The following is a 17,616-nucleotide window of genomic DNA, read 5'->3' as shown; positions in this document are numbered from 1 at the left end:
CTTCCGGGTTATTAAGAAAAAACGGGCACAGGAGCTTATTCCCGCAGCGATGTTTACTTCTCCTCACCATGCAGCACAGTCAGTTTCTGGGGAATGCTCAAGCCGTACACCTCCGGCCTGTACATCAGCTCCGCCTTGGCGGATGGGGCAATGACGGTGCCGGACTTGGTTACCCGCGCCAGGTAGCGGGCCGTAAAACGTTCGCGGCTCCAGGTATCGGCAAAGAAGCGCACCCTGTCTTTCAGGAACTCCCGGTGCGATACCCAGGAATTCCAGTAGAACCAGCGGTCTCCCTGGCTGGCAGCCTCGTTCTCCCGGCCTCCCGGTATTTGGGAAAGCAAAGCCGGATTGACGGCTTCCAAGGCGGAAGGGAGATAATCTTCCATCACCACATAGGAAAGGGGGGTAGGCCCTTTGTCCACATGCAGCGTAATTCTCACGAGGTCTCCCACCGCAAATTCCGCGGCAGGTTCCCATTTGCCTTCGGAATTGAGTTTTTCATACACGCGGGAAACGGCAAAGCCCCGGTTGACGGCGGCGCCATCTTCCTGGGTCTTGCTGCGCCCGTGGGCTTCCGCAGTACCGTAAACGGTGGAACCGGCATCAGGAAGGCTCAGCACGGCCTTTTCCCCCACTGCCGTACGGAATTGCGCGGGGGAAGTCAGGGAGCATGTTCCGCTCGTCACCTGCGCCCCCCGGTCCACCCGGAAGGGTGCGGAAACGGAAGATTCCTTCACTCCCTTGAGATACTCGCCCAGCAACATGACGTCCCATCCGGAAGACCAGGTCGTGTACAGAGGCCTTTCTCCAAAGGGGCGCGACGTCCTGTCCATGATCAACCGGGCCAGGCGGATCCGGGCGGCGGCATCGCCGGAAGACAGGGACATGTCCGCCAGACCTCTTAAAAGCTGAACATGGGACGATTCCTTCTTCTCCGGTTCCGTATTTATCAGACGAAGCCCCAGCGTCCCGGCATCCGGCCGCGAAGACAATGCTACGGCCAAAGCCAGATACATCCGGTTTTCCGGACTCAATGAACCGGACCTGTCCAGCAGGCGGTTCAGCAGGGAGTCCGGCAGGCGCTTTGCCCGCGCAAGAACCCATGCTCCCAGCAAATCCCCCTGGGGATTATTGGACAGGCTCCTTGCCAGATAACCGTATAACTTGTCCAGGGGCTTTTCCGGAACGTCAATTCCGCTTTCCCGTGCCAGAGTAAGCACCAGGGCGGCATAAGGGCAATACTCGCTCACCGAAGTTCCGCCCTGCCAGTAGGCCAGTCCCCCGTCGGGAAGCTGGTTTCTCAGAATCTTCTGGATGCCTCCCCTCAGAGCCTTGCTGCGTTCTTCCTTATTCTTTCCTTTGAAATCAGGCAGATATTTGGCCAGCAGCGGTTCGTAAATCCAGGGCAAGGTGGATGAAGAAAGCTGTTCCAGGCAGCCGTAGGGATAACGCAGCAGGAAATTCACGCTTCCGTTCGCATAAATGAGCGGCGATGTGCTGAGAGTCACCTGTACGGGAGTGCCCGGCAGGAAAGGCGTAGACAGCATGCCGGGAACATCCAGCGTGCTGCCGGAAGAAAGGGAGAAACAGCGCAACTCACGCAAATCCGGGAAGGGAGGAACCACCTCAAACGTATTGGCTGTGGCATCCCGCAGCAGGGAGTAAACACCGGAGGAATACGGCACTCCTTCCGCATCCGCGGCACGAATTTCCCATATCAGCCGGGCCTTTCCGGACTTATTGAATTTAACATTGAAAATCAGTGTTTTCGGCTGATTTCCCTCCAGCGCCAGCGTCTGGGTGGGCTGGGGAACAGCGGCAATATCATTGGACTTCAGCGTTACCGTCCATTTCCCTTTCCTGGTACCCGTCTGGCTGACAGTCACCGGAATATTCAGGGAATCCCCTACTGTGGCGGTAAAAGGAGGAGCAGGTTCCAGCATGATGGGCTTGTTTACCACATAGGCCCCTTCTCCGTTGCCGAAGTCGGAATTCCCCGCCAGAACGACGGCCATGACCCGGTAGCGGGTCAACGTGTCCGGATTCCTGTAGGAGGCCTTGAAACGTCCCTGTTCATCCGTCCGGATGGAGGAAAGCCAGACCGCGCAAGGGTTGAAATCCTCCCTTAAATACACCGCCTGCTGCGCCGCAGCGTTCATGGGTGAACCGAAAACGCCGTCCCCACCTCCGATGAACATGCCCTTGTTATCCGTGGAACGGCTTCCCCAGTCCTCATCCAGAATTTGCTCCAGCGTCGTCCAGGTGCCCACTGACAAGGGACGGTCCGCATAAAAATACCGGATGGGCTGCGGCGTCCGGTAACCGATGACTTGAAGGGTGCCTTCATCTTCCGCAAACAGACATACGTCCGCATTGCGGACAGGCTTGCCACGGTGGTCCGTGATCACGCCGCTGACTGTGGCGGTGGAGCCCGGCAGGGACATGCCGGCGGGAACCTTCATCTCCACATTCAGCATATTGTCTGCCGGCTGCACCTTCAGCGCGGCATATCCCAACTTCAACTGGGGATTCTGAACCTTGCGGCTGCTTAAATCCGCTCCCTTGACCAGAAAAACGGACACATAAACATTCGGAGCATCCACGTTTTCCAGCGGAATTTCTATAACGGGATTGTCCAGCGTCAGCGTCCTGGTAAAGCTCCGCAGTACTTTCTCGCGTTCCACCGTCACGACGACCTCTCCTTCAATCGGCGTCTGGACCAGCAGGCGAGCCGTATCTCCCGGCTGGTACAACTGTTTGTCCGGAATAATCTTCACCTTCAGGCCGTCATGATATTCCCACGGGGAAACGTCGCTGCCGTACACCCAGTACTTCACGGCAGTCCGGAATTCCCTGCCTTCCGGATCACGTCCGGACAGCGTTACTTCATAAATACCGTCCTGCCCTGTAGGGATGGATACGGGCTTGCCGCCTTCCTGAAGATTGGCGGAATCCGACGGAGCGAGAATCAGTTCCTTCTTCTCAACGGTGCTTGTCAATGGTTCGTTGCGCACGGTGGTGGTATGGTCTCCATCATAACGCGTGGACTGGAAGGCGGTGCGGGTTACCTCCAAATTCAACGGCAAATCCCCTCCGGCGTAAGGCTTGCCGTCCAGACCCACGGCAATCAGCCGCAAATCCAGCGGCGTACCCTGGCGGCAGATGGAGGAAATATTCTTCACGCCCACGAATACGGAGGCGGGATTCCACGTGGCATTGCGCGCAGCCTTGATCAACTGCTCATTCCCGTTGGTAACGGAAGCGGTCAGTATCAATTTCCGGACGCGCGGAAAAGCCTGCCCGTCCAGGGAAAACTCCACGGCATTCTTCCCGTTCGCGTCCAGAACAGCGGACTGCTGCTGCATTCCTGACGAGGGACTTCCGCCGGAATAACCGTAATAAGCGTCCCAATACCCGTAATCCTCATTCCGGTAATCACCGAAACGGTAATCCTTGTATCCTGCCGGATAAAAATTGGAAAAAATGCTGCGCAGCCCCCAGTTCACCTTGCCTCCGGAAACGGGCGTTCCGGTGAAATTCGTGGCTTTCACGTCGGCCTTCAACACCTTGTCGCCGGGTTTGAGGTCATGAATCACGGATTCCACTTCAAACTCATTGCGCTTGAACTCCGCCACCTCCACGGAATAGCGGAACTCCCGGTTCTTCCGGTTGAACTCCCTGCGGTAATAGCGGTTGCTGTCGTACTCGCCGTCGTTGTCTTCATCGGAATCTTCCTCCGCATCTCCTTTCAACCGCAATTTGGCGGTAATGGAATACATCCCCGTTTCCCCTTCCGGGAAGGTGAAATCCAGATCAAACGTACCTGCATCCGACGGTTTTACCTGCCTGACGGCAACTTCACGCTGCCGACCGTCCCGGATCGTCAGCTGCACCTCTTCCACGGGCGTCACGCTGAGCTTGTTATCCAGCAAGGTACGCATGATCCCTTTCAAATGCATTGTCTCCGCCGGACGGTACAGATTCCTGTCCGAAAACATGAACACCTTGTTCTCCGCCGTGGTGGCAGGGTTCAGGCCAAGTTCATTCCACCAGTAAGGCAGCGTCTCCACGTCAAAAGACCACAGCCCCACGCGGCCGTTCCAATCCTTTAAGGGGCTCAGATAACTGTCCGCCCCGGACTGGACGCGCAAATAGGCGGCCTTTCCGCTCATGGGCAGGCGTACCGTGCCCTTCTCCACGGAGGCGGATGCAAGAAGACTGCCGTCCGCATCCAGAAGCTGTGCTTCCGCCTTTTCCGCCGCCTTGCCCGTAGCCAGAGAATATACGTACACGAACATGTCATCCGCCGTCTTCTTGTGCAGGACGCCCAGGTCCGTCACCTGCACGACAGCCTGTACGGCGTAGGCGGCCTGCTTCTCCTTGTTGAACTCCTTCCTGGTCCCGTCCGGTCCCGGCACGCCGAAAAGCTTGTACGCCGCCAATACCGGATCGCTCACCTGCCCTTCCACCTCAATGAAGTACATGCCCGGGTCCGCCTTCCCGCCGAAAAGCTCATCCAATCCGATCACGGCTTCCGTCTTGCCGCGCACATCCACCTTCATCATTTCCTTTCTGTCTGCGGAAAGGAGTTCGGCAGGAAGAAAATGCCTGTCGTCCTTGTCCGTGACGGTACGCGGCAGCGGAGCCGCCTGGTCCCGTTCGTAAATCTTCTTGTAGGCTGTGAGCGTCCGGTGCTGCGCATCTTCACGAATGCGGTAACCGCGTACGGTCAAATCCTTCAAATTGCTGACGGAAGCCTTCAATTTGCGCGCCCCGGCAGACATGATGCCGTTATTCCCCGCATCCAGAAACAGGGAGGGATTTTCCGGGCGCACTTCCACATGGGAGCCGGCATTTGTGCCTTCCAGCCTCTGGCCGTCCACGGAACGGACGTTTTTCCACCTCCATTTTAAATTAAAGACGGGATTGCTTCCGCATATCAGCACGGGCAGGGAACCGTACCAATCCGGCCGCACGAGCTTCATTTTTGCCAGACGTTCATGATCCGGGCGCATCACTACCTCTTGATTCTGTCCCGTAACCTCATTCTCCACCATGGCGGTAAAGCCGCGGGCCTTTTCATCATAAGGCATGGGGTTGTTATTTTTCCCGATGAAAAACTCGGCATGGTCACGGAAAAATTGATCCACATTCTCTATCTTTACCGGCTGCGTCCATTTCATGGTCAGACGACCTTCCTGATCTGACACCGTGCCATAATACGCGGAACAGGAAAATTTGGCCACCTTGCCCAGCCTCGCATCCCACTTCTCAGGCTCTTTGCTCTGCGGAAAGGCCTCTCCAACCTCCGGGATGACGAAATGATAAACGCCGTCATAAGAAAACAGGGTTTCCGGTTCCACCACGTACACGCCTGGAACGGGCGTATCGTCCGGTTTGCCCTGGAATTCTCTGTCCCGCACGCGGGACCTTACCCGGTACGCCTCCGCCTCCCGAACCTCCTTCAACAGTGCCGGCCTCATTCTGGAAGCAATCGTATGGGGTTCCACGCCGGATTTTTTCTGCTCATCCGTCGGAATCGTCGTAAAATAAGTCTTATTCAGCAGGGCCTCTTCTCCCGGAACGTAATCGGGTAGCACCAGGAAGAAACTCTCCCAAGGATAAACTTCATCATTCCTCCAATAACGGCTTGTAGATTCCAAATAGGCATTCAACTTCCTGCGTCCTGTCAGACGGACGGCATCCTGCGGAATGAGGGAGCCGTCCTGAAAACGCGCTCCTTCCTCCGGTTTCCATTCATAACTGGCCCTGAAAGGGATGGTATCCTGCGGACGGCATTCTAAAACATTAGGGGCAATCCATTTGGAAGAAAACTTCAAGTCTGGAGAAACACTCAGCAAGCCCGGCTTCAACGGCTTGCCAACCTCGGAGGACGCCACCACGGCCTTGTCAAACACGAGCTGGAACGGCTGTCCCGCCGCCAAATGGGAAGGAGCGGAAGACGGATAGCGCACCGTTGTGGCGGCAAGAGAGGAGACGATACCGCAAATACTTAATAGGCAGGCAGCAATAAAAAAATGAGGTTTCATGCAGGGAGGGGATTCTATACACTCCATCTTCTCTCCCTTTTAGGTTCTCAAGACAAGAAGAAAATCCGTGAATGGCAAAAAACACACGCAGCAAAGCAGGAGCTATTTGTTAGATGACATCGGCCCCTTGTTCCGCTCTCGTGAAAGGTTCCTCTTAAAACACGTTGAAAATTGCCAGTTCAACACCAATTAAAAGGGAGATTTTACAATTGCTCCAGTTCATACAGTTCCCGCCTTGTTCAAAAATCTGTTAATAAGAAAAAGCTGTTTTCCTGGTGTCCCTACTTCTCCCAAAAACCTGGACATTCGCACGTAAACGTATAAGGCGTGGAAACCATTGTGACACAAACTATTACCACAATCATTCAAGGTAAGTTGCCTGTAACATTCTCTCCCTTTTCTCTCTTGTACGGTTGAATAAAACAACTAACTCCGATCCTGATTTTTACATTTTACAAATCATTCAAAAACCTAAGTTACAAGACAATGAACAATACCCAAATTACCCAGGAACCCCGTTATCCCTTCGTTCCCATGTTCGCCAACGGCCTCCCACAGGCCGACTTCTACGTCAACGGCATCACCGCTCCCGTTCTCATCTCCCCTCGCTCCGCTTCCGATGACACTCGCCATGAATGGACCGGGTACCTCAAGATCATGAAACGCGGTACCTATTTCCTCTCCCTGGACGCCGATTCCTCCATCTCCCTGTCCATTCCCTTCAAGAATGTGGAACTGACCAGCGAAGCAAAGGACCTTTCCGTGAAGCCGGAGAGCGTCGTGCTGGAACAGGGGTATTACTGGTGCCAAATCGTCCATGAATACCACCCCGCCCTGGGCTCCGGACAGGAGTTCTGCATCGCCGTTCTTTCCGACAAGGCGGAGGCGCCCGATATCAATTCCTACCTCAATCCCAATGCGACTCCTCCGGACAAGGAAGGGGAGGAAGTCATCACCCTGGTCAATCTTTATCGGGATGAAGAGGATGAGGGTACTTCAAGCAGTTCTTCGGAAGGAGGAGGGTTTGATTTTGGGTTTGATCCCAAGTCAAGCAGTTCCAGTTCCAGTTCCAGTTCCAGTTCCAGTTCCAGTTCCAGTTCCAGTTCCAGTTCCAGTTCCAGTTCCAGTTCCAGTTCCAGTTCCAGTTCCAGTTCCAGTTCCAGTTCCAGTTCCAGTTCCAGTTCCAGTTCCAGCTCCAGTTCCAGTTCCAGTTCCAGTTCCAGTTCCAGTTCCAGTTCCAGCTCCAGCTCCAGCTCCAGCTCCAGCTCCAGTTCCAGTTCCAGTTCCAGTTCCAGTTCCAGTTCCAGTTCCAGTTCCAGCTCCAGTTCCAGCTCCAGTTCCAGTTCCAGTTCCAGTTCCAGTTCCAGCTCCAGCTCCAGTTCCAGCTCCAGTTCCCTCTCTTCTTCCTCCAGCGGACCCGAAGAAGAAGGCTGCCCGTGCCCCTGTTCCTGCAAATGCGAGGAGGAAAGCGCTCAATCCGAGTGTGACAAGAATGGAGGACCCAACTCTGCCGGAGGCCACTCCTTCGGCGGCAACCCGGATGATGCCGACGACTGTGAAGGCATGCTGGAAGTCGGCGGGGAAAACTCCGGAGGCGGGGGTGAAGGAGGCGGCGCAGCTTCCTTCAGTTTCCGGGCCAATCCTCAATGCTCCATTGGACTGCGCTACAAGCATCCCCTCGAATGGACCTGCTCCTGGGACTCCGCTTCCCGCCAGGCAACTGTCAAGCGCCCCACCGGCAGCTCCATCTCTTTCCGCGCCGCCGCCGGAAGCGCCGACGCTCCCGTTTCCGGAGGTTCTCGCAAGCTCAACTACAGGGTCCGGCTGCTCAACCAGGACAAGTCTCCCTGTACGGACGGAAATCCCATTTATCTGGACATGGTCCAGAGCAATGGAAGCACCCTGCGCTTCTCGGCTTCCACCGGCAAGGTTGTTTCCCTGATTTCTTCTTCCGGGGTGGAAACCACGGCGGAAGCCTATGCTGCCAAACTCCAGGTCAACCGCCATCCCTCCACCGGCGCCATCCAGAGCATCTGGTCCCAGTCGCAGGGTCTTCTCCAGGCAGTGCCTGAGGGCAACAAACTCACCCTGGAGTGGTACTCCCCCTCCCAGGTGAACAAAACCGCCCGGAGCGTAACTGCTTCCGGGACTCCCTACAAGACGGTCAGCTATGAAAATACTCTCAAGGATGGAGCACCCGTGATGCTCATCACCGAGCAGAGGCAGGGCATGGCCGCCTTCCATACAGAACGGAAAGTGGAAGGCAACAATGTAACCATCACCCAGGGTGAAGGGGACGAGCGCATCGTACGGCGGATTGAGCGCAACTCGCTGCCCGGGGGCAAGTGGGAGATGATTGAGAGCTACCGCAAGATCAACGAGGAAACACCCGTATCCTGCGTCCGCACCGTCCAGAAGAGCACGGACGGCGGCTGGCTGACCATCAGCAGGACGGAAGGCTACAATACTCCCCTGGCCCAAACGACACTCTACACGTATAACGACCAGTTCCGGGTATCTCTGGAAATCCAGCCCGACGGAGGCTACACGCGCTACGAGTACGACGACCAGGGACGCGTCATTCTGCAAGCAACACCGTGGGCCGGAGGGGGAGAAAAAGGGACGCGCACCACGTATGCCGACCTGCGTTTCAACGATTTCAGGCCGGCAACGGAAAGGGAAATTATCATTGCCCAGGACGGAACCGAAACCGTTCTAAGCCAAAGGAGCTATACCTATGAAGATAGCGTTGAAATCAACCGGACCACAGTGACAGAAACGGCTTTGGGTTCCGACCAGGTTCACACAAGCGTCTCGGAAACCTACGGAGAAGCAGCGCAGTACCCTTATGCCCGGGGGAGACAGAAGATGAGCCAGGGCATCAACGGCGTTCAGACCGTCTATACCTATGAAGCCTCTTCAGAATACGGAGCCATCCACAAGGTAACGACAACCGTCCAGGCAAACGGGAGCATTGTTCCCGGCCAAAGTACCCGGAGTGTTGAGTACATTGCTGAGAACGGTACAATTACCAGACAAGAACAGTATGTTCATACAGGTGAAAATTGGTCTCTGATTTCTTCCGAAGACTACCAATACGATGCCGAGCTCAAACTTGCCAAAACTACAAGAGGTAATGGCAGAACCAGCACGACGGAGTGGATGTGCTGTGGGCCTCTGAGGGAAATCGATGAAGACGGAGTGGTCATCAGCTACGGCTACAACTCAGCCAAGCAACTGGTGGAGACCATCCGCTCGGCCACGGAAACCACTCCTGAAACTATCATTTCCTATATCAGGGATGCAGATGGCAGGATTATTTCCACACGAAAGGATGTCGGCGCTCTGACGACGGTTGAAAGTACCCAATACGACGACTTGGGAAGGGTTGTTTCCACAACCGATATCCTTGGACGTGTGACCAGTACTCAATACAACGAGGATCTACTCACCACTACTGTAACCACTCCTTCAGGTGCTACCTTGATTACCAAAACTTATTATGACGGCACTACCATTCTGCAGACAGGAACCGGACAGCGGGAAATGGAAACCCAGCTTGAGTTGACGCAAGAAGGGATTCTTACCACCACCCTGTCCCAGGGAGTCGTTCTTTCCCAAACTCTTCAAAATGGATTCGGTCAAACTATCCGACAGGAACAGCCCAATACTTTGGAAGGTTTCATTGTCACCAGTAACACTTATAATAGCAAAGGACAGCTCATCTGTACCCAGACAGAAGATATGGCACCTACAATGACTTCCTATAATGAAATTGGTTACGCAATTAAAGAAACCATTCTTTTGGATCAGTTTAACCCGGACAATGTCACGAAGAACAGAATATCGGAAAATACAATATGTCATCAAATCAGGGAAGATGGCGTATACCAATTACAAACATTCATAACGTACAATACTGCAGGTTTTCCTCTTACACAAATCAAAGAAAGTTTAATTTCTGAATTGAGTTCAGTATTAAAAAAGAAAAATATTACTACAGACATTTATGGACATCAGAGTATGCGGTGGACAGAATACGGAGGCCCTACTCAATGTATCCATTACAGTCAAATCCCTACCTCCGACATCGTGGCTACATTTCTTGCTGTAGATAATTTTACGGTAACTCAGACCGACCATGCCGGTATCCATTTCTCACAGGAAAGATCCTACACCACTAAAGGCATGATTTTACAGCAAACCGATGCCCGAGGAAATGTCACCACAACAGAATTTGATATTGCCGGACGCTCCGTCAAGGTTACCAATCCTGCTGGAAACGTAACAGCGATCCGCTATTCATCTTATTATGATTCTCCAATCTGCATAACCAATGCTCTGGGAGACACCATCTGCTATTCCTATGACATTCGTGGTAGAAAGACGGCTGAATTCGGAACTGCTACACGCCCCCTTTGTTTTGCTTATGATGAAACCGACCATATGGTAACTCTCACCACTTTCAGAACGGGAGAAGGAGATATCGCAACTGATCCTTCTGACCGTACTGATGGAGATAGTACTACATGGCTATATGATACGGCTACGGGGTTCGAATTGAAAAAGACCTATGCGGACGGCTCCTGTACCGTCAAAACTTATGATCGGCTCAATCGTCTGGAAACCGTCACCAAAGCACGTGGTATCATTACCAGCTATGCATATGCACAACTTACCGGAGAACTCATTTCTGTCACCCATAATGACGCCACTCCTCCTTGGCACTTCAACTACAACCATCTCGGACAGATAATTTCTATCACTGACGCTTCCGGTATTAGAGAACTTTCCTACGACGCCTATGGCAAAATGATCCAAGATACTTCCTTTGGAACTGTAGAAAATTGTCTTCAGGAAAATTTCGATTCTTTTGGCCGTTCTTCTGGATATTGTTTGATGCTTGGAACACGTACTGTTCAACATTCCTCTCTTGGTTATAACCACAAAGGAGCTATCACTAGAATGGATTTAGAAGAATTGACATCTCCCTTCACTTGGGAATATGATAATGTTAGTGGTTTCCTTAAACAATTATCCTATCCTAATGGTCTCGTCCGCAAGAACATCTATCATCCCACTCTCAACCTTTTTTCATCCATCAACTATGAGGACTTGGAAAATGGCGATATGATTGCCGGACATACCTATCAATATGACGAACTGATGCGTCCAATACAACGCCAAAACTTCTGGGATGCAACCACAAGTACAACAAGAAATTTTACCTATAATAGTAGAAGTGAGTTGGTCAATGACCAGTTCTTAGCAGGAGAGAACTTTGTATACCAATACGACAATATAGGTAACCGCAAAATCTCCCGGGAGCAGGAAGGAGAAAGATACTATAATACCAACCGACTCAACCAATATATAACTATCAACCGAGAAGAAACGTCATTCATACCTTCTTACGATGCAGACGGCAATCAAACACATATCAAAACTTCAACAGGCGTTTGAAACGTTTCCTATGATGCTAATGACAGACCTATCTCCTTCACCAGTGAAGATAACCGTCTAGTGATTTCTTTTAAATATGATTGCATAGGTCGATGCTTCGAAAAAAAAGTTGTAGTCAACAAAATAACAGATAGTCACATTTATTATCTCTACCGGGGTTATTTACAAATCGCCGAACTAGATTTGATGCATCCTGAAGCTATGTTGGTAAAAAGCTATTGGTGGGATCCAAATGAGCCATTAACTACACGCCTTCTAATGATGAAATGCTGGAAAGAAAACATGGCAGCCAAAAAAGAACATTTTTACTATCTATACGATTCCTTAAAAAATGTTACTTCTATCTTTGGAGAACAGAAGGAAAGAAAGGCATTATATGAATATAGTTCCTTCGGACAAGTTCTTAAATCAGAAGGTGATATTGCTCAATTTAATAAGTTCCGTTTTTCCTGTGAATATATGGATGATGAATTGGGACTCATCTATTACAATTATCGGCATTTCAACCCTACAGACGGCAGGTGGATCAACAGAGACCCCATTACCGAACGGGGAGGATGGAATCTATATGAATTCGTATCCAATGCCAACAACAAAATAGACTATTTAGGATTGAATAACTGTTACTGGAGTCCAACTGCAAATATGCCCCTACCTAGACCAACTTCTTCTACGCCCGAACCGGATGAGCCAGATGGTCTAGAAAGTTTTGAAAAAGCACTAAATGAAAATTTAAAAACACTTTCAGAGTATAAGTGCACCTTTTTAATCACTATTCACAACATGGGAATATTGTAGGCGAAAAATTTGATACCAAAGCTGTTGTAGAAAAAGTGAAAATGTTGATACAGAAAAAATTCGATAAGGACTGTTTAACAATCAAAGAAGTACCGTCTCACACACCTGAATGTCTTATAGAAACAATGAAAAAAGAAAAATGTTTGTGTGGAATTGTATACATCGGTCATTCGTCTACGAATCCCTCTAGAATGATTTTTGACCCGGCTGCAAATGGTCAAAAAAGTATTGCGTCAAGTCAAACAGAAGGAAATCCCCATAGATATCCGCCCACCTGTCTACCTGTAGACAATCTTCTTCCGTGTAATACTTCTGCAATTTTTGGATGTCAATCCGCAAAGGGTGAAAATTCTATTTCTGAATCCATAAGTAAACATTTTTGTAGAACAGTAGTTGGTTCAAAGGGGAAATTAAATTTTGATGGAGGCAATCCATATACACCTTCATTCTTGTGGATGGGTGGCAGTGAATTTGTCAAATTCAAAAATGCTAAAGAAAAAGAAAAAGAAGTGCCAAAAGAATGTTGTTGCACAAAAGAAAAAAAAGATGTTGAATAATAATATGTTTTTTAAAGTAATAAAAATCGTTTCTTTTAGTTCATTGATGCTCACCTCGTCTTGCAAAGAGAATCAATCTGGTACTGAAAAACCTCAAAGTCAAAATGGATCTATGGAAAACACTCTCAAGGAAGAAAGAAAAAAAGCCATCATTGACGTGATTGCTACTACTCTTCTCGCGATGAATGGTGAGGAATGTTTTACTTGGAAAGGACTAGCACCTGCTGCATTTTATCGAGGCATTTTATTTTCTATCAATTTAAAAAACACTACCCAGGAATTTCAAAGAGAATATGCAGTGATGATGCTGAATTTATCAAAAATATCCGACCATGAAAAAGACATGTCCCATGCTGAAATGAATAAAAAAATGGCGCCAGTATTTCGCCAATTCAGGGATTATCTTAAAAACAACTACAGAGATATAAATATTGATTATATTATAGAACAATTTGGCAATTTTAAAAATAGGAGTCATGAATATGCAATGTTAAAATTTGAAGGTGTTGAAAATAAAGATAAAATATCCATAAAAGAAGAAGAAAAATATTCTTTTCTTGAAATGAGATGTACAACATTGAAAGAGCAATTAGATTATTTAGAAAAGTCCAACAAATTTAAGGAAGAATTCATTAATGAAATGATGCATGACCGCAATGTCAGTCAATAATAAGTCTATAAAAATTACGATACCCTTGTAATTTCATTTAAAAGCATGAGGGACAGCGACTCCTATTCATTTCTCCCAACAGCCGTCATATCGGCAGTCTTTTGACATCATGAAATAATAGCCTTAGACACCTCTCAGGGATTCATCTGTTTTTTCAAATGTCCCAGTAAACCGGAGCAGGCATCTTCCAGAAGTTTCACGACGTGTTCAAATCCTTCCCGGTCGCCATAATAGGGGTCCGGTACCTCTTCATCCAGAAAATGGGTTGCGAAAAAGCACATGGGTACGATTTTTCGTTCTGCGAGCCCATTCTTGTCCATCTTCTTCAAATCGCGCAGGTTTTCCCGGTCCATACCCACAATCAGATCAAACTCTTCCAAGTCATTCTTCCGGACAGGGCGTGATTTGAGTCCTGGATTGCTGTAGCCGTATTTTTTCAAGGCTTCCAGCATCCGGGCATCGGGAGGACATCCCCGATGGTAGCCGATCATGCCGGCGGAGTCGCTTTCAATCCTTCCATCCAACCTCTGCTTTCTTACCATGGTCTTGAAAATGATTTCCGCAGCGGGAGAACGGCAAATGTTGCCCAAGCAGACGAAAAGGATACGGCAGGGTGCAGAAACATCCATCGGGAACAACTCATTTTCCATCGGCGTTTCATAACCATGCGTACTATTTAAATCAAGCTAAAACTTTCCTTATTTCAAACAAAGATAAAAACAGTTCGTCTCTTTGTAAATTATATGCTAACGGATTTACAATCCGGCTGGCATTTTTATAAGAATCATTGAATCCTTCATCAATTGATGTGACATCTTATGATTCGCCATATTGATGATGCATTTCATCATCAATAATACTCATATATTATTAACAATAAGTGATTTATTATTATAAAATATAAAGAAAGAATGGAAGAATTTCTTCTGTGTTTCCCTTGAGGATTAATTTAATTCCAAACTAGAAAGGCCCCATTCCTCCGTAATATGGAAGTCGTACAAATAAGAGAGAAAATTATCTCAAATGTTTTTTCCTTAGAACTGTAGCTTGACTCCGGATTGTAAATCCGTTAGCATTGCTCCCGGTTCACAAATTTTATTCCATTTCGAAACAAGAATAGGGGCCTTCCATATTTACTAACTGTCAGTTTAAACTCACCTTATGGATGCTCTCATCGGTCATACAGGTTTTGTTGGAAGCAATCTCCGGGAGCAGCACGAGTTCGATGTATTCTTTAATTCCCGGAATATTGAAGAAATTAAAGGTGGGGAATTTGACCTGCTCGTATGCGCCGGAGTAAATGCCGTCAAATGGTATGCCAATTTACACCCGGAGGAAGACAAGGCGGCCATTCAAATACTGATGGACTGCCTTTCTACGGTAAAAGCCAAACACTTCATTCTCATTTCCACGATTGATGTGTATTCCTCCTTTATTCCCTCTCCGGATGAATCTTCAATTCCTGACGAAACACGCCAGGATGCCTACGGAAAAAACCGCTACCAGCTCGAATGCTGGGTGAGAAAACATTTCCCCTCTTCATTAATCGTTCGCCTTCCAGCCCTCTTCGCCAACGGGTTAAAGAAAAACTTCATCTTTGATTTGATGCATCCTCTTCCCAGCATGATTTCCGCCGGCAAATGGATGGAGCTGGTATCTTCCCTTAAGGACGAAGAGGTAAAACGGCTGGAAGCTGTCTATGAGGAAGAAGGGGACCACAACCATATCATCAACAGAGAATCTCCGGCAACTAAACAAAAAGCGGCTCTCGATATACTCAAAAGATCCAATTTCACGGCATGGCACCTTACAGACAGCCGCAGTGTCTTTCCTTTTCTGGATATTTCAGATATCTGGCCATTAATCAAACGCGGTCTGGCAGAAGATTGGAAGATACTTAACATGGCCGTCGAACCACTTTCCTGTGCAGAAGTGGCGGAGGAATGTCTGGGACTTACCCTGCACAATCACATTCCCGGAAAAAAACCTGTTTACTATAACATGAAAAGCCGCCATGTGGAAGGAGGTTACTTTCAAGACCGTGAAAACGTTCTGAGGAGGCTGAAAGCCTTCCTTCATCAGCAGGCGGAACGCGTCCGCAACACAAAAGGAGGAATCGCATGAAACTGGCGGTCTCCAATATAGCGTGGAAGGAGCAACACGATGAGGCGGTTTATGCCCTCATGAGACATTACGGCTTCACTGGGCTGGAGATTGCACCAACCCGTTTTTTCCCTGAAGTCCCCTACTCCCATCTTATTCCGATGCAAAAACTTGCTGCCCGGCTGCGGGAGCACGGATTTACTTTGCCAAGCATGCAGTCATTACTCGCAGGACATCCGGAACTACGATTGTTTGAAGGAACAGAAAAACGGGAGGCACTGTTTGCCTACCTCAAACAGGCCGTACTTTTTGCTGAAGCAGGGGGTATCCGCAACCTTGTCTTCGGCAGTCCTAAAAATAGAATTTCCCACGATGAAAAAGACTGGGAGACTGCTATTGATTTTTTCACTAAGCTGGCCCATTTCGCTTCAGCCCATGGGTGCGTGATCGGCATGGAACCTAACCCGGGCATTTATGGCGGCAACTTCGTAACCTCCGTAAAAGAAGCCATTCATCTCTGCCAGGCAATCGCACATCCCGGCTTTAAATTGAATTTGGATACGGGCTGCGTAATTACCAACGGAGAACTGCTCAGCCTGGTCGCGGATAAGGTCCATATGATCAGCCATGTTCATCTCAGCGAACCCATGCTTGCTCCCCTTACTCCGCGTAAAAGACTGCTGACAGATTTAAAGCGAATTCTGGAAGATGGGGGATACGAGCACTTTGTTTCCATTGAAATGAGCTGCCCGGCAAAAGGATATCCTATCCAGAACATGGAAAATAGCCTCTCTCTTGTTGCCGGTATCTGGAACCAGACCCCATGAAAAAAGACATATACGACAGTATCATCATCGGAGGAGGGTTTTACGGGCTTTATATTGCTGATTTTATTGCCTCTCAGGGCAAGAGAGTCCTGTTGTGCGAGTACGAAGACTCATGCATGACTCATGCCAGTTACAATAACCAGGCTCGCATCCATTCAGGGTATCATTACCCGCGCAGTCTTCTGACCGGCATGCGCTCATGCCTTTCCTTTCCACGGTTCATCAAGGAATTCCCAGATTGCGTCATTGATGATTTTGCAAAATATTACGCCATTGGCCGGATTTTAGGTAAAGTGACGGCTCAGCAGTTTCAAAACTTCTGCCAGCACATCGGAGCTCCCTGCCAGCCGGCTCCCTCAAACATTTGCAGGTTGTTCAACTCCCATTACATTGAAGCGGTTTTCGATGCCCGGGAATTTGCTTTTGATGCCACTATTCTCCGTGACAATATTCTTCAGCGCTGCGCTTCAAATGGCGTAGAAATCTGTACAGGCACGCAGGTTCTGGAATTCCGCCAGATCGCAGGGGGAGGCTTGGAGACAGACATTACATCAAAAAAAGAAGGTGGGCTTTTTACCATTCGCTGCCGCAATCTCTATAATTGCACCTACGCCCGCATCAATAAACTGAATGCCGCCTCGGGAATCAGGCTAATTCCCCTCAAGCATGAAATGACTGAAATGGCCCTCGTCGAAGTACCGGAAGAAATTCAAAACCGGGGATTTACTGTCATGTGCGGACCATTCTTTTCCATCATGCCCTTTCCCAGTCGTCAGTTATATACCCTGAGCCATGTACGGTATACACCTCATTATGAATGGTATGATAAAGAGGAAAACGATACTTATACCGACGCCTACCGGATATTGGCTGAAGATCCAAAACACAGTTCCTACCAAGCCATGGTACATGATGCCGCCCGTTACATGCCCAGCATCGGCAAAACCGTATACCGTGATTCTCTCTGGGAGGTCAAAACCGTCCTTCCCATAAGCGAAGTAGATGACAGCCGCCCCATTCTCTTTAAATCCAATTACGCAGGCATTTCCGGCTACCACTGCATCATGGGCGGAAAAATAGACAATATCTATGACTGTATGGATTTCATCCGCCAGATTGAACGGAACGGCCCCTCCTCTAGCTAACAT

11 protein-coding genes are annotated in these 17,616 nt (G+C 49.3%); 7 read left to right on the top strand and 4 right to left on the bottom strand.

Features of this window, described 5'->3' with window-relative positions; genetic code table 11:
* Window positions 1–53: 53 nt before the first annotated feature.
* The 3 genes from OQH67_RS05525 to OQH67_RS05515 all read right to left on the bottom strand — a co-directional run bounded on the left by OQH67_RS05525 (window position 54) and on the right by OQH67_RS05515 (window position 7,504).
* Window positions 54–6,050, bottom strand: coding sequence for an alpha-2-macroglobulin family protein (locus OQH67_RS05525; RefSeq protein ID WP_215435655.1), 5,997 nt, complete (start codon window positions 6,048–6,050; stop codon window positions 54–56).
* Window positions 6,051–6,521: 471 nt separating this feature from the next.
* On the bottom strand, window positions 6,522–6,869 hold the full coding sequence (locus OQH67_RS05520; protein ID WP_265145684.1) for a hypothetical protein: 348 nt from the start codon (window positions 6,867–6,869) through the stop codon (window positions 6,522–6,524).
* 149 nt (window positions 6,870–7,018) lie between these two features.
* Complete coding sequence (locus tag OQH67_RS05515; protein ID WP_265145683.1) at window positions 7,019–7,504, bottom strand: hypothetical protein; 486 nt, start codon at window positions 7,502–7,504, stop codon at window positions 7,019–7,021.
* A 109-nt stretch (window positions 7,505–7,613) separates the two neighbouring features.
* Here OQH67_RS05515 and OQH67_RS05510 point away from each other — a divergent pair, with 109 nt between their 5' ends.
* The 4 genes from OQH67_RS05510 to OQH67_RS05495 are packed head-to-tail and all read left to right on the top strand — an operon-like array spanning window position 7,614 to window position 13,538.
* Window positions 7,614–11,513, top strand: coding sequence for an RHS repeat domain-containing protein (locus tag OQH67_RS05510; RefSeq protein WP_265145682.1), 3,900 nt, complete (start codon window positions 7,614–7,616; stop codon window positions 11,511–11,513).
* Window positions 11,514–11,543: 30 nt separating this feature from the next.
* Window positions 11,544–12,311 carry an RHS repeat domain-containing protein gene (locus OQH67_RS05505; RefSeq protein ID WP_481168433.1) on the top strand — a complete coding sequence of 256 codons (768 nt, stop codon included), beginning with the start codon at window positions 11,544–11,546 and terminating at the stop codon, window positions 12,309–12,311.
* Window positions 12,269–12,868, top strand: a complete 600-nt coding sequence (locus tag OQH67_RS05500) for a hypothetical protein (RefSeq protein ID WP_215458894.1) — start codon at window positions 12,269–12,271, stop codon at window positions 12,866–12,868. The genes OQH67_RS05505 and OQH67_RS05500 overlap by 43 nt, the downstream gene beginning before the upstream one ends.
* The gene (locus tag OQH67_RS05495) at window positions 12,798–13,538 is read left to right on the top strand and encodes a hypothetical protein (protein ID WP_215458895.1); all 741 of its coding nucleotides are present in this window, start codon (window positions 12,798–12,800) and stop codon (window positions 13,536–13,538) included. The genes OQH67_RS05500 and OQH67_RS05495 overlap by 71 nt, the downstream gene beginning before the upstream one ends.
* A 134-nt stretch (window positions 13,539–13,672) precedes the next feature.
* On the opposite strand, the gene OQH67_RS05490 is transcribed toward OQH67_RS05495, so the two are convergent.
* Entirely contained in the window at window positions 13,673–14,167 is a 495-nt protein-coding gene (locus tag OQH67_RS05490; RefSeq protein WP_215435594.1) for a low molecular weight protein-tyrosine-phosphatase, read from the bottom strand.
* 532 nt (window positions 14,168–14,699) lie between these two features.
* Here OQH67_RS05490 and OQH67_RS05485 point away from each other — a divergent pair.
* From OQH67_RS05485 to OQH67_RS05475, 3 genes are read left to right on the top strand one after another with little or no spacing between them, the layout of a single operon-like run.
* Window positions 14,700–15,662 carry an NAD-dependent epimerase/dehydratase family protein gene (locus OQH67_RS05485; RefSeq protein WP_215458896.1) on the top strand — a complete coding sequence of 321 codons (963 nt, stop codon included), beginning with the start codon at window positions 14,700–14,702 and terminating at the stop codon, window positions 15,660–15,662.
* Window positions 15,659–16,468, top strand: coding sequence for a sugar phosphate isomerase/epimerase family protein (locus OQH67_RS05480; protein ID WP_215435514.1), 810 nt, complete (start codon window positions 15,659–15,661; stop codon window positions 16,466–16,468). Before OQH67_RS05485 ends, OQH67_RS05480 begins: the two co-directional genes overlap by 4 nt.
* Complete coding sequence (locus OQH67_RS05475) at window positions 16,465–17,613, top strand: NAD(P)/FAD-dependent oxidoreductase (protein ID WP_215435515.1); 1,149 nt, start codon at window positions 16,465–16,467, stop codon at window positions 17,611–17,613. Before OQH67_RS05480 ends, OQH67_RS05475 begins: the two co-directional genes overlap by 4 nt.
* Window positions 17,614–17,616 lie beyond the last annotated feature (3 nt).

Origin of the sequence: Akkermansia biwaensis (genome assembly GCF_026072915.1) — a bacterium.
Classification (GTDB): domain Bacteria; phylum Verrucomicrobiota; class Verrucomicrobiia; order Verrucomicrobiales; family Akkermansiaceae; genus Akkermansia; species Akkermansia biwaensis.
Note: the sequence above shows the minus strand (reverse complement) of the source record. Positions and strands in the feature narration are given on the sequence as shown.

What these genes read in the sequence shown, in the direction of transcription:
- OQH67_RS05485 (WP_215458896.1), top strand. Translation starts at nt 14,700, where the DNA reads ATGGATGCTCTCATCGGTCATACAGGTTTTGTTGGAAGCAATCTCCGG.
- OQH67_RS05475 (WP_215435515.1), top strand. Translation starts at nt 16,465, where the DNA reads ATGAAAAAAGACATATACGACAGTATCATCATCGGAGGAGGGTTTTAC.
- OQH67_RS05520 (WP_265145684.1), bottom strand. Translation starts at nt 6,869, where the DNA reads ATGGACGATTTGGCACCAGTAATACCCCTGTTCCAGCACGACGCTCTC.
- OQH67_RS05510 (WP_265145682.1), top strand. Translation starts at nt 7,614, where the DNA reads ATGCTGGAAGTCGGCGGGGAAAACTCCGGAGGCGGGGGTGAAGGAGGC.
- OQH67_RS05495 (WP_215458895.1), top strand. Translation starts at nt 12,798, where the DNA reads ATGCTAAAGAAAAAGAAAAAGAAGTGCCAAAAGAATGTTGTTGCACAA.
- OQH67_RS05490 (WP_215435594.1), bottom strand. Translation starts at nt 14,167, where the DNA reads ATGGATGTTTCTGCACCCTGCCGTATCCTTTTCGTCTGCTTGGGCAAC.
- OQH67_RS05480 (WP_215435514.1), top strand. Translation starts at nt 15,659, where the DNA reads ATGAAACTGGCGGTCTCCAATATAGCGTGGAAGGAGCAACACGATGAG.
- OQH67_RS05525 (WP_215435655.1), bottom strand. Translation starts at nt 6,050, where the DNA reads ATGAAACCTCATTTTTTTATTGCTGCCTGCCTATTAAGTATTTGCGGT.